The sequence below is a fragment of the Stutzerimonas kunmingensis genome, from assembly GCF_014764705.1.
GTDB lineage: Bacteria > Pseudomonadota > Gammaproteobacteria > Pseudomonadales > Pseudomonadaceae > Stutzerimonas.
The window spans coordinates 121,786-134,693 of sequence record NZ_JACXXG010000009.1; the positions used below are offsets into that span (position 1 = coordinate 121,786).

The 12,908-nt window shown below is 60.0% G+C and carries 8 protein-coding genes, 3 tRNA genes and 2 pseudogenes; 7 read left to right on the forward strand and 6 right to left on the reverse strand.

Going from position 1 to position 12,908, the window contains the following annotated elements:
* Positions 1–138 precede the first annotated feature (138 nt).
* Complete coding sequence (acnB, locus tag IEG05_RS10000; protein WP_046619378.1) at positions 139–2,748, reverse strand: bifunctional aconitate hydratase 2/2-methylisocitrate dehydratase; 2,610 nt, start codon at positions 2,746–2,748, stop codon at positions 139–141.
* Between the two features lie 407 nt (positions 2,749–3,155).
* Between acnB and IEG05_RS10005 the strand changes: the two genes are divergently transcribed.
* Positions 3,156–3,632 (forward strand): DUF1289 domain-containing protein, encoded by a 477-nt coding sequence (locus IEG05_RS10005; protein ID WP_046619376.1) that lies wholly within the window; start codon positions 3,156–3,158, stop codon positions 3,630–3,632.
* Positions 3,633–3,673: 41 nt separating this feature from the next.
* On the opposite strand, the gene IEG05_RS10010 is transcribed toward IEG05_RS10005, so the two are convergent.
* Entirely contained in the window at positions 3,674–4,534 is an 861-nt protein-coding gene (locus IEG05_RS10010; protein ID WP_046619556.1) for a universal stress protein, read from the reverse strand.
* A 178-nt stretch (positions 4,535–4,712) separates the two neighbouring features.
* Between IEG05_RS10010 and IEG05_RS10015 the strand changes: the two are divergent.
* A pseudogene (locus tag IEG05_RS10015) lies at positions 4,713–5,318 on the forward strand (MiaE family protein).
* On the opposite strand, the gene lpxH reads toward IEG05_RS10015, so the two are convergent.
* Both lpxH and IEG05_RS10025 read right to left on the reverse strand, forming a co-directional pair.
* Positions 5,315–6,037, reverse strand: coding sequence for a UDP-2,3-diacylglucosamine diphosphatase (gene lpxH, locus IEG05_RS10020; protein WP_046619374.1), 723 nt, complete (start codon positions 6,035–6,037; stop codon positions 5,315–5,317). The pseudogene IEG05_RS10015 and the gene lpxH overlap by 4 nt on opposite strands.
* Positions 6,038–6,043: 6 nt before the next feature.
* Positions 6,044–6,538: a peptidylprolyl isomerase gene (locus tag IEG05_RS10025; protein ID WP_003300175.1), complete on the reverse strand. Its 495-nt coding sequence runs from the start codon at positions 6,536–6,538 to the stop codon at positions 6,044–6,046.
* Positions 6,539–6,740: 202 nt separating this feature from the next.
* Here IEG05_RS10025 and IEG05_RS10030 point away from each other — a divergent pair, with 202 nt between their 5' ends.
* Positions 6,741–8,408, forward strand: a complete 1,668-nt coding sequence (locus IEG05_RS10030) for a glutamine--tRNA ligase/YqeY domain fusion protein (RefSeq protein ID WP_046619552.1) — start codon at positions 6,741–6,743, stop codon at positions 8,406–8,408.
* A complete protein-coding gene (gene cysS, locus IEG05_RS10035) occupies positions 8,408–9,793 on the forward strand; it encodes a cysteine--tRNA ligase (protein WP_046619547.1) in 1,386 nt (461 codons plus the stop codon). The genes IEG05_RS10030 and cysS overlap by 1 nt, the downstream gene beginning before the upstream one ends.
* A 60-nt stretch (positions 9,794–9,853) precedes the next feature.
* Here the strand turns inward: cysS and folD are convergent, their stop codons facing one another.
* Entirely contained in the window at positions 9,854–10,708 is an 855-nt protein-coding gene (gene folD / locus IEG05_RS10040; RefSeq protein WP_046619372.1) for a bifunctional methylenetetrahydrofolate dehydrogenase/methenyltetrahydrofolate cyclohydrolase FolD, read from the reverse strand.
* Between the two features lie 274 nt (positions 10,709–10,982).
* Between folD and IEG05_RS10045 the strand changes: the two genes are divergently transcribed.
* From IEG05_RS10045 to IEG05_RS10055, 3 genes are all read left to right on the forward strand, one after another.
* Positions 10,983–11,059, forward strand: a tRNA-Arg gene (locus IEG05_RS10045).
* Between the two features lie 32 nt (positions 11,060–11,091).
* Positions 11,092–11,167, forward strand: a tRNA-His gene (locus tag IEG05_RS10050).
* 52 nt (positions 11,168–11,219) lie between these two features.
* Positions 11,220–11,304: transfer RNA gene (locus IEG05_RS10055), tRNA-Leu, on the forward strand.
* A gap of 162 nt (positions 11,305–11,466) precedes the next feature.
* Here IEG05_RS10055 and IEG05_RS10060 read toward each other — a convergent pair.
* Positions 11,467–12,792, reverse strand: a pseudogene (locus IEG05_RS10060) (hypothetical protein); the annotation flags it as partial.
* Between the last annotated feature and the right edge of the window lie 116 nt (positions 12,793–12,908).

Consider the following 12,908-nt stretch of genomic DNA (forward strand, 5'->3'; position numbering starts at 1 on the left):
CTGCATGGTGATGGCTGGTGCGGCCGGTGCGCATTGCTGTACAGGCGTTGGTCGCCGCTCCGATTGGAAGGGTGCAGCGGCGATGGAGGCAATAAAAAACCCCGCCGAGGCGGGGTTTTTTATTGCCTTACGGCGTCATCAGACTTCGACGACCTTGATCTTGGCCTTCTCCGCAGCGTCACGGAATTCGGCGATCTGGTCGAAAGACAGGTAGCGATAGATATCGGCAGCCATGCTATCGATGTTCTTCGCGTATTCCATGTACTCCTCGACGGTCGGTAGCTTGCCGGTGATGGATGCTACTGCCGCCAGCTCTGCCGAAGCCAGGTAGACGTTAGTGGCGTCACCCAGACGATTCGGGAAGTTACGAGTGGAGGTAGAGACCACAGTGGACCCGGTTTGCACGCGAGCCTGGTTACCCATGCACAGCGAGCAGCCCGGCATTTCCATGCGCGCGCCAGCCTTGCCGTAGATGCCGTAGTAGCCTTCCTCGGTCAGCTGATGAGCGTCCATCTTGGTCGGCGGAGCCAGCCACAGACGGGTCGGAATGCCACCCTTGACCTTGTCGAGCAGCTTGCCGGCAGCGCGGAAGTGGCCGATGTTGGTCATGCAGGAGCCGATGAAGACTTCGTCGATCTTCTCGCCAGCAACGGTGGACAGCAGGCGGGCATCGTCCGGGTCGTTCGGCGCGCAGAGCACGGGCTCTTTCACTTCGGCCAGGTCGATTTCGATCACTGCAGCGTATTCGGCGTCCTTATCTGCTTCCAGCAGCTTCGGATCGGCGACCCACGCTTCCATCGCTTGAGCGCGGCGCTCCAGGGTGCGGGCATCACCGTAACCTTCGCTGATCATCCAGCGCAGCATGGTGATGTTGGACTTCAGGTACTCGGCGATCGACTCTTCCGGCAGCTTGATGGTGCAGCCGGCAGCCGAACGCTCGGCGGAGGCGTCGGACAGCTCGAATGCCTGCTCCACGGTCAGTTGGTTGAGACCTTCGATCTCGAGAATGCGACCGGAGAAGATGTTCTTCTTGCCCTTCTTCTCGACAGTCAGCAGACCCTGCTGAATGGCGTAGTAGGGGATGGCATGAACCAGGTCACGCAGGGTGATGCCGGGCTGCATCTGACCCTTGAAGCGAACCAGTACGGATTCCGGCATGTCCAGCGGCATGACGCCAGTGGCGGCGGCGAAGGCGACCAGGCCGGAACCGGCGGGGAAGGAGATGCCGATTGGGAAGCGGGTGTGCGAGTCACCACCGGTACCAACGGTATCCGGCAGCAGCATGCGGTTCAGCCAGCTGTGGATGATGCCGTCGCCCGGACGCAGGGACACGCCGCTGCGGTTCATGATGAAGTCCGGCAGGGTGTGGTGGGTGTTGACGTCGATCGGCTTTGGATAGGCAGCTGTGTGGCAGAACGACTGCATGACCAGATCGGCGGAGAAGCCCAGGCAAGCCAGGTCTTTCAGCTCGTCGCGAGTCATCGGGCCAGTGGTGTCCTGGGAGCCGACGGTGGTCATCTTCGGTTCGCAGTAGGTGCCTGGACGAACGCCCTTGCCTTCCGGCAAGCCGCAGGCGCGACCGACCATCTTCTGCGCGAGGGTGAAACCTTTGCCACTGTCAGTCGGCGCTTCCGGCTTCTTGAACAGGGTGGACGGTGCCAGACCCAGCTCGGCGCGGGCCTTCTCGGTCAGGCCGCGGCCGATGATCAGCGGAATACGACCGCCAGCACGGACTTCGTCCAGCAGGACGTCGGTCTTCAGTTCGAAAGTGGTGACGACTTCATCGGTGCCGTGCTTGCAAACCTTGCCAGCGTATGGGTAGACGTCGATCACGTCGCCCATGGCCAGGTTGCTGCAGTCGAATTCGATCGGCAGGGCACCGGCATCTTCCATGGTGTTGTAGAAGATCGGGGCGATCTTTGTGCCGAAGCAGAAGCCACCAGCGCGCTTGTTCGGCACGTTCGGGATGTCGTCACCGAAGAACCATAGCACGGAGTTGGTAGCCGACTTGCGCGAGGAGCCGGTACCGACCACGTCGCCGACATAAGCAACTGGGAAGCCCTTGGCTTTCAGTTCTTCCATCTGCTTGATTGGGCCGACCGAGCCCGGTACGTCCGGGTTGATGCCTTCACGGGCCATTTTCAGCATGGCCAGCGCGTGCAGTGGGATGTCAGGGCGCGACCAGGCGTCTGGAGCAGGCGACAGATCGTCGGTGTTGGTTTCGCCAGTGACCTTGAATACGGACAGGGAAACTTTTTCGGCAACTGCCGGGCGGTTGGTGAACCACTCGCCTTCGGCCCAGGACTGCATCACAGCCTTGGCATGCTCGTTACCGGCCTTGGCCTTTTCGGCCACGTCGTGGAAAGCGTCGAACATCAGCAGGGTGTGCTTCAGTTGCTCGGCGGCAACGGCGGCCAGTTCGGCGTTATCCAGCAGCTCGACCAGAGTGGCGATGTTGTAGCCGCCCTGCATGGTGCCCAGCAGTTCGACAGCGCGCTGCTTGCTCAGCAATGGCGAGGAGGTTTCACCTTTGGCCAGGGCGGACAGGAAGCCGGCCTTGACGTAGGCGGCTTCGTCGACGCCAGCGGGGACGCGGTTAGTGATCAGGTCAACGAGGAATTCTTCTTCGCCGGCTGGCGGATTCTTCAGCAGCTCAACCAGGCCTGCGGTTTGCTCGGCGTTCAGCGGCTGGGGCACGACGCCCTGGGCGGCACGCTCTTCTACGTGTTTGCGATAGGCTTCAAGCACAGTTTTTACCCTCATCATTGGTCCCTTGGGTGTTTCGGGACGCGCATCCGGAAGCTGTTTTCAAAGTTTTACGCCGGGCGGGCGAGGCCGGATGGGCAGGGTAAAGATAAATCTGCGCATCCGGCACGCAGCCGGTTCAACTGTGCTCGTGACGCTTTGAAAACAGCTTCGTATGGAATGTGGCGCCAAAAACGGCGGGCCGATACTACTGGAAATGGCCCCAAAAGTTAAGTCGAGCGCCAGCGACGGCCGCCGCCAAGGCGTCGTGAGCTTGCGTGAAAAGATTTCGCTCGGGCCCGCGGGGCCTGGGCTTGTGGCGGCGCAAGAGGGGCCCACGCTTTAAACAAAGATGACCCTGGTAGGACAAAAGTCTAAGATGCTCGGCCCGCCATCAACCTGCTTCGGTCATGTCCTCACAGCGCATCAAAACCCCTTGCATTGGTCTGTGCTCGACCGTGTACGGCGATATCGTCTGCCGTGGGTGCAAGCGATTCCATCATGAGGTGGTTAACTGGAACGCCTATGGCGAAGAGGAAAAGCGGGCGGTATGGCGGCGTCTGGAAATCCTCCTGGCGCAGGTCATGACGGCCAAGCTCGAAGTGTTCGATGCTCAGCTGTTGCGCCAGCAGCTGGAGGCTCGGCAGATCCGCTTTGTAGTGGAGCAGTCTCCCTACTGCTGGGCCTATCAGTTGATCGCGCGCGGTGCGCGGCTGATTCAGCAGCTCGAAGCCTATGGCGTTGCTTTGCTACCCGAATTCCGTGATCGACCGCTGCCTGAACTGCGCGACGCGATCGATCAGGAGTTCTTCCTGCTTTCCGAGGCTCATTACGAGCGCTACATCGCGCCACGCTTTCTAGCGGAAGGTATCGACTTCAAGGTCTGATGAAGCCCACGGGCCAGCGTTTTCGTTCGAAGCGGTCTGACTCAGTGGCGAACCAGGTCTTCGAGGTGATCGATGATGTCGTTGGGCTTGAGTACCAGGACATCGCTTTCCAGCGTGTCGAGCACCACCTCGGCAGTGTTACCCATCAGTGCGCCAGAGAATCCGGTCCTTGCCACTGTGCCAATCACTGTGACGACTGCCTTGAGCTGGTGGCAAACGCGCGGAATCAGCGCATCGGCTGGGCCTTCCTCGACATGTAGCCGAGCGTCAGGAATCTGAAACTCTTCCTGGAACTGCTTGCAGGCATCTCTATACCGAGCTTCGATGGTTTCCTTGAGTTGGAACGCCGGGTCGGCGGCGGAAAGCATCGCTGAAGGATGCGCACTGATGACGTGCAGCTTGCCGTCGGCGAGGCTGGCGATCTCGTAGCCGTGATTGATGATGGTCGCGTGCAGCGTGCGGTGTTCCAGATCGGCGTTGCCGACGTCCACCGCGGCGAGAATGTTTCCACCTGTCCATGGCTTGTCAGTTTTCACCATCAGCACCGGACTGGGGCAATAACGCAGCAGCTTCCAGTCCTCGGGAGTGAGCAGGGCGCGCTTGAGGGGGTTGTCCGGCACGTGCTGCTTGACGACCAACCCGCAACCTTCGGCCTGCTGCACGTTGATGATGGTCTGATGGATGCTCTCGTGCCACGCCTGCTGGGTGGACACCTGATGGCCCTCGCTAGCCAGCTGTTCGCTCAGTGCAGTCAGGTGGGCACCGTGGTCGTGTTTGGTATCGCACACCAGCAGGTGCAGGCGGGACTGGCTGACACTTGCGATCAGTCGCGCACGTTTGAGTGCCAGCTCTTGCGGCTGGTTCGGGTCAATTACCACGAGGATGCAGCGAATGGCTTGCATGATCGGCTCCATTTCCAGATTCAGGTTGGTCAACTATAGACAAGCCTGCGATGCCGGCCGTGATGTATATCAAGCAAGGCTGGCTGCTCCGCGCGGCATTCGCAATAATGCCCGTCCGGTGTCCGGCGGTGCCATTTAACTGTCGGCTTATTAAGTTCCTGAATATGCAAGGCTAGACATGCTTCCTGATCTCAACGAATTCCTCGGTTGTGCCACACCCGCCGCATGGGTGGATGCAGCGTTGCAGAATCAGGATGTGATGCTCATCGATCATGGAAACTGCGAGAAGAAGGCGGCAGGTGCGGCGTTCCAGTTGATGTTTCGCTACGTTGACAAACCGGACCTGCAGAACAAGATGTCGCGCCTCGCCCGTGAGGAGCTGCGTCATTTCGAGTAGGTACTGGCAATCGTTCGCCGACGTGAGATCCAGCTGCGGAACGTTGGGTCGTCACGCTATGCAGCCGGCCTGCGTGAACTCGTACGCAATCATGAGCCGTACCGGCTGACTGATACGCTGGTGATCGGTGCCTTTATCGAGGCACGCTCCTGTGAACGTTTCGCCATGTTGGTGCCGCATCTGGATGAGGAGCTGGGCAAGTTCTATCACGGGCTGCTCAAGTCGGAAGCGCGGCACTTTCAGGACTATCTCAAGCTGGCGTACCAATATGGCGATGCGGCCGATGTCGATGCGGCGATCATTCGGGTACGTGAACGCGAGCGCGAGCTGATCGAAAGCCCGGACGCCGAGTTTCGCTTCCACAGCGGCGTGCCGCTGGCGGCTTAGTTCAGATCGAACGGGGCCTGTTGAAAGCCGCTCTCGTCGACCTGTAACGCCCAGCCTTGCTGGTCCCAGTCGCCGAGCACGATGCGCCGTGCCGGGCGGCCGTCGACTTCCAGTTCGTGTGTCGCGGGGCGATGGGTGTGGCCATGGATCAGGGTCCGCACGCCATGCTCGGCGAGTACTCGAGGGATCAGCTCCGGGGTGACATCGATGATGTCCGAAGCCTTCATGCGCGTCTGGGCGCGACTTTCATTGCGCAGCTTGCGCGCGAGTTTTCGGCGAGTGGACAACGGCAGATGACGCAAGATGAACAGGCTGAGCGGATTGCGCAGCAAACGCCGTAGCCGCATGTAGCCTTCGTCGCGGGTGCACAGGCTGTCGCCATGCATCAGCAGGACGCGCTCACCGCCGAGCTCGACCACACTCGGGTCGCCCAGCAGCGTACAGCCCGCCGCGCGGCAGAAGCCCTTGCCCAGCATGAAGTCACGGTTGCCGTGCATCAGGTAAATGCGCGTACCGCGTTCGCTCAGGGCGCGTAGCGCGTCGGCGATCGATTGCTGGAAGGGTGTCATGGCATCGTCGCCGATCCAGACCTCAAAAAAGTCGCCGAGTATGTACAGCGCTTCGGCCTGGCACGCGCGAGTGGCGAGAAAATGCAGAAACGCCCGGGTAATGTCCGGGCGTTCCTCTTCCAGGTGCAGATCGGAGATCAGCAGGATCACTCGCGATTACTCGACGATTTCCGCTTTCTCGATCACCACGTCTTCCACTGGAACGTCCTGGTGACCGGATTTCATGGTGGTCGCCACGGCTTTGATCTTCTCGACCACGTCCATGCCTTCGGTCACCTCGCCGAACACGGCGTAACCCCAGCCCTGAACGGTTGGCGCGCTGTGGTCGAGAAAGTCGTTGTCCTTCACGTTGATGAAGAACTGCGCGGAGGCAGAGTGCGGCTCCATGGTGCGGGCCATGGCCAGGGTACCGGTCTTGTTCGACAGGCCGTTGTTGGCCTCGTTCTTGATAGGGGCGCGAGTCGGCTTCTGCTTCATGCCAGACTCGAAACCGCCGCCCTGGATCATGAAGTTGCTGATCACGCGGTGGAAGATGGTGCCGTCGTAGTGACCGCTCTTCACGTATTCCTTGAAGTTGGCAGTGGTTTCCGGTGCCTTGTCTTCGAACAGGTTGACGGTGATGACGCCGTAGTTGGTGTGCAGTTTGATCATCGGGGAGAGATTCCGTTTTCGTGGGGCTGGCCAAGTGCGGGACAGGCAGCTGCAAGGGTCGTCGTACCGAATGCCGTCGGGCGCTGATGGCAGTGCCGCCTTGGGCGCATTGCTCTGTCAGGGGGTTGACGGGTCCGCTATGATAAGCGCTTTGATTTGGTCGGCCTACCCTGAGCCGCACTCGCTGATCGTTAAGGACATCATGAGCAAGCCCGAGACTCCCGCCGCTAGCAACTTTCTCCGTCCGATCGTCCAGGCCGACCTGGACTCCGGCAAGCACGCCAAGATCGTCACCCGCTTCCCGCCTGAGCCCAATGGCTATCTGCATATCGGCCACGCCAAATCGATCTGCCTGAATTTCGGCCTGGCGAAGGAGTTCGGTGGCGAGTGCAACCTGCGCTTCGATGACACCAACCCGGCTAAGGAAGACCAGGAGTACATCGATGCCATCAAGAGTGATGTCGAATGGCTGGGCTTTCAGTGGGCGGGCGAGGAGCGCTATGCCTCCAACTATTTTGATCAGCTGCACGAGTGGGCTGTCCATCTGATCAAGGCGGGCAAGGCCTATGTCTGTGATCTGACGCCTGAGCAAGCGCGTGAGTATCGCGGCAGCCTGACCGAGCCCGGCAAGAACAGTCCGTTCCGCGAGCGGTCGGTGGAGGAAAACCTCGATCTCTTCGCGCGCATGAAAGCCGGTGAATTCCCGGATGGCGCCCGTGCGCTGCGGGCGAAGATCGACATGGCTTCGCCCAACATGAACCTGCGCGACCCGATCCTCTATCGCATTCGCCATGCGCACCATCACCAGACCGGCGACAAGTGGTGCATCTACCCCAGCTACGATTTCACCCATGGTCAGTCTGATGCTATCGAGGGCATCACGCATTCGATCTGTACATTGGAATTCGAGGATCATCGCCCGCTGTACGAGTGGTTCCTGGCCAATTTGCCGGTGCCGGCGCAGCCGCGTCAGTACGAATTCGCCCGCCTCAACCTGAACTACACCATCACCAGCAAGCGCAAGCTCAAGCAGCTGGTCGATGAGAAGCACGTGAACGGCTGGGACGATCCGAGGATGTCGACGCTTTCTGGCTTCCGTCGTCGCGGCTACACCCCGGCGTCGATCCGCAATTTCTGCGACATGATCGGTGTGAATCGCGCCGGTGGTGTCGTCGACATCGGCATGCTGGAGTTCGCCATCCGCGAAGATCTTGATGCCAATGCAGCCCGTGCGATGTGCGTGCTCAAGCCGCTCAAGGTGGTGATTACCAACTACCCGGAAGGCCAGGTCGAGAGCCTCGAGCTGCCGCGCCATCCCAAGCAGGATATGGGCGTGCGGGTGCTGCCATTCAGCCGGGAACTCTACATTGACGCCGGCGACTTCGAGGAAGTCCCTCCGGCTGGGTTCAAACGCTTGATTCCGGGCGGCGAAGTGCGCCTGCGCGGCAGCTACGTCATTCGTGCCGATGAAGCCGTGAAGGATGATCAGGGAAATATCATCGAGCTGCGCTGTTCCTATGACGAGAACACCCTCGGCAAGAATCCGGAGGGGCGCAAGGTCAAGGGCGTCATCCACTGGGTGCCGGCCGCCGAGAGCGTCGAGTGCGAGGTGCGTCTGTACGATCGCCTGTTCCGCTCGGCCAATCCGGAAAAGGACGAGGAGGGCGGTAGCTTCCTCGACAACATCAATCTGGAGTCGCTGGTTGTGCTCAAGGGGTGCCGTGCCGAGCCGTCGCTGGCCAGTGCCGAACCTGAAGAGCGGTTCCAGTTTGAGCGCGAAGGCTATTTCTGCGCCGACATGAAGGACAGCAAGCCGGGCGCTCCCGTGTTCAACCGCACCGTCACGCTGCGTGACTCCTGGGGTCAATGATGGCGCTGTCGATCTACAACACGCTGACCAAGACCAAGGAAGCGTTCCGCCCGCTGGAAGGCAACAAGGTGCGTATGTACGTCTGTGGCATGACGGTCTATGACTTCTGCCACATCGGTCATGCACGGGTGATGGTCGCGTTCGACGTGGTCACCCGTTGGCTGCGCCACCGCGGCTACGACGTGACCTACGTGCGTAACATCACCGACATCGACGACAAGATCATCCGCCGTGCCAGCGAGAACGGCGAGCCGTTCCAGGCGCTGGTCGAGAGAATGATCGCCGCCATGCACGATGACGAGACCCGCCTCAACGTACTGCGTCCGGATATCGAGCCGCGTGCGACTGACCATATCGCCGGCATGCACACGATGATCCAGACGCTCATCGACAAGGGCTTCGCTTATGCGCCGGGCAATGGTGATGTCTATTACCGGGTCGGCAAGTTCGTCGGTTACGGCAAGCTGTCGCGGCGCAAGATCGAGGACCTGAAGATCGGCGCGCGCATCGAGGTTGATGAGGCCAAGGAAGATCCACTGGATTTCGTGCTGTGGAAGGGCGCCAAGCCAGGTGAACCGAGCTGGGATTCTCCTTGGGGTGCCGGTCGTCCGGGCTGGCATATCGAATGCTCGGTGATGTCGACCTGCTGCCTAGGCGAGACCTTCGACATTCATGGCGGTGGTCCGGACCTGGTGTTCCCGCACCATGAGAACGAGATTGCCCAAAGTGAAGCAGCCACTGGCAAGCAGTACGCCAATGCCTGGATGCACGCCGGCGCGGTGCGTGTCGATGGCGAGAAGATGTCCAAGAGCCTGGGCAACTTCTTCACCATTCGGGAAGTGCTGGAAAAGTACCATCCTGAGGTCGTGCGCTATCTGCTGGTTTCCAGCCACTATCGCAGCCCAATCAACTACTCCGAAGACAGCCTGCGCGAGGCCAAGGGCGCTCTGGAGCGCTTCTACAACGGCCTCAAGGGCCTGCCTGAGGCGACGCCGGGCGGTGGCGACGAGTTCATCGCGCGCTTCGGCGTGGCGATGGACGACGACTTCAACTCGCCGGAAGCCTGCGCGGTGCTGTTCGAGATGATCCGTGAGGTGAACCGTCTGCGTGAGTCTGATCTGGCCGCAGCTGCGGCGTTGGCTGCACGTCTCAAGGAGCTGGCGGGCGTATTGGGCGTGCTGCAGCTTGAGCCTGAAGCCTTCCTGCAAGCTGGTGCGGCGGGCAAGGTCGATGCCTCCGAGGTCGAGGCGTTGATCGCTGCGCGCCTCACGGCTCGAGCTGAAAAGAACTGGGCCGAATCCGATCGTATCCGCGACCAGCTCACCGCGATGGGGGTGGTGCTGGAGGATGGCAAAGGCGGAACGACATGGCGTCTTGCTGAATAAAAGGGACGGCGTAATCAAAAACGGCACCGAAAGGTGCCGTTCTTGTTTTACTCGCAGTAGTTATCGATGCAAATGTTCGGCGGCGTGCAGTGTATTTTCCAGCAGGCAGGCTCGGGTCATCGGACCTACTCCACCCGGAACCGGAGTGATCCAGGCGGCGCGTTCGCTGGCTGGTCCGAATTCAACGTCGCCCAGCAGGCGCCCGTCGGCCTGGCGGTTGATGCCCACATCGATGACGATCGCCCCAGGCTTGATCCACTCACCCTTCACCAGACCGGTGATACCGGTCGCTACCACGACCAGATCAGCTCGGCGAACGTGCTCTTCGAGGTTGCGGGTGAAGCGATGGGTCACGGTGGTGGTGCAGCCAGCCAAGAGCAGTTCCAGCGCCATCGGGCGACCGACAATGTTGGATGCGCCCACGACGACCGCATCCAGACCGTGCAGATCGACACCGGTGCTCTCCAGCAGCGTGATGATCCCCTTTGGCGTGCAGGGGCGTAGCAGCGGCATGCGTTGCGCGAGACGACCGACGTTATAGGGATGGAAGCCGTCCACATCCTTGTCCGGACGGATGCGCTCGAGCAATTGCGAGGCATCGAGGTGCTTTGGCAGCGGCAGTTGCACAAGGATGCCGTCGATGGAGGTGTCGTCGTTGAGCTGATCGATCAGCGCAAGAAGATCTTCCTGGCGAGTATCGCTCGGCAGGTCATGGGCCACGGAATTGAAGCCCACCTCGTCGCAATCCTTGCGCTTGTGCGCCACGTAAACCTGGGAGGCTGGGTCGCTGCCCACCAGAATTACGGCGAGGCCGGGAGCGCGAAGCCCTTGGGCGCGGCGTTCGGCAACACGACCGGAGATCTGTTGGCGAATGTTGGCAGCAATCGTTTTACCGTCGATCAGTTTTGCGGTCATGACGCTTGGTTAACCATTGGAGAGGACTTGGAAAGGGCGCGTATTCTCGCATGTCGCAGCGATGTGGCAAAGGCGAAGCAGCTACCGGCACCTGTAACTCCTTTATCTAACTGAAATTTTTTTGAATTTGCTGTTGACGAGTGTTTGGAGCCTCTATAACATTCGCCCCGCTTGTCGAGCACAGCCTGCTGCTGGGTAAGATGGCTTTCGAAGAGGGGTTACTTCTTCAATAGCCGGAGCTTCAAGTCTGCGCTCCGAACAGAATGCAGATAAAGCGCCCGTAGCTCAGCTGGATAGAGCATCCGCCTTCTAAGCGGATGGTCGCAGGTTCGAGTCCTGCCGGGTGCGCCATTTCGGGCTCTGGCACAAGCAAATGCAATATGGTGGGCGTAGCTCAGTTGGTAGAGCACAGGATTGTGGCTCCTGGTGTCGAGGGTTCGATCCCCTTCGTCCACCCCATATTCCAGAAAGCGCCAGGCATTGCCTGGCGTTTTCGTTTAAGCCCTGCTTGGCGGACGTGGTGAAATTGGTAGACACACCAGATTTAGGTTCTGGCGCCGCAAGGTGTGAGAGTTCGAGTCTCTCCGTCCGCACCATCTCATGATTTCGAAGCTTTGCAAGAAGAATCGAAAATCTCTAAAAGCCCCGTAACAGGGGCTTTTTTGTGTCTGCTGTTGTAACACGTGAGGCTACGCACGATGCCTTGCAGCGCAGACGGCGGAGGTTCATGTGTTCACCAGCAGAGGTTATGGTACTGATCATCCTCGCCGCCACAGGCGACTCAATCGATGCCATGCGGGGCGTTGTAGCTCAGGTGGTTCAGGCCAGTGGGCCTTCTTGCTTTCGCATTGCGCGATGCCGTTGGTACCGAGCCTCAGGCGCCAGCGCTGGGCCGATGGAAAATGCTCACCGGGATTGGTATGCAACAGCAGCAGGTTGTAGTCGTGCTGCTTCTCGATGGGGTGGGCTTGAACTGAACCTTTGCTGCCATCGCTGGCGGAATCATCTTCGTCGGCCGGGACAAACAATTTGTTGTGGCTCGCCTGGATCATCGCGCAAAGCTGTTCGCAATCCAGTGTGAGCCGCTCCCGAATCTCGTCGTGCTCCAATGCTGCGTTGTCCAGACTCAGCAGCACGCGATAGCAGATGATCTGCCGCTCCTCGTTGGTGGCCCATTTGCCGGAGTGTTCCCGAACCAGGGGCGGTAGATCGGCCAGCTTGCGATAGTCAAGCCAGACCCGTTGCTGCGCGAGCAACTTGAGGGTGTAGGGCATGAACAGGCGAATCTTCCAGCGCGGCTTGCCTTTGCGTAGTCTGCGGGTGATGGCGTTGATCATGTCGTCGCGCAGCAGATCACGGACGGCGTAGACCAGCGCTATCACAAGCAGAAGAGTGAGCGAGAGTTTCTCGCTAGCGTCGCGCGCATTGAACAGGAAGTAGGTGAAGAGCGACATGATCAGCATCGTCGACGCCGCCTTGACCAGCTTGTGAGTGCCGGCGCCCAACTGCGTAACCTTCGAACGCAGCAGTACTGGGTACTCCAGCAGCCGGTGATATAGAGCCATGCGGTTCCATATGCGTGTCGGGGTGCCGTGGAAGTCGCTCAGGTACTCGCGCTCCTTACGGTATCTGTGTTCCTGGTGCAGGAACTCCGCCACTGATTGCTTGAGTTCCTCGTCGAGGGCCGCGTAGCCCTCGAGGGTCATGCTTTCCAGCAAGAATTGCTCGGCATGCCACGAGAAATAGATGTCCATCTGGCGGAAGTAGCGCTGTTGGTTGCTCTGCTTCGGACTGGACTTGCGCAGGCGTTGCGCGAAGTTCTGGCTGAGCCGCAGGGCGCGCGCTACGGGCTCTGCCACAGCTTCGGACGTGAGCATCTGCTGGCGCAACCGCTCCATTGAAGCCTGGTACTGGAAGAACCAGGAGCCGTACATGATTTCGTAGTGCGGTGAGAGCAGCACGAAGGATTGGTCAGCCTTGCTGATGCGGTCCTTCGATGGCATGCCAAGCAGCCCGAAACTGTGCGTCAGGGTGGTAAAGAAAAACTGCTCTTCCGACAGGGTCCAGGCCGACAGTGCGGATTCCACGCCATTCGGACACTCAGCCCACGCTGATCCGGACACCTGTTCCACGATCATTCGGACAGGCAGTCGGAGCGCAGCGACGCAGGGGTTGCATTGTTAGTCTGAGGCGCCCGGCG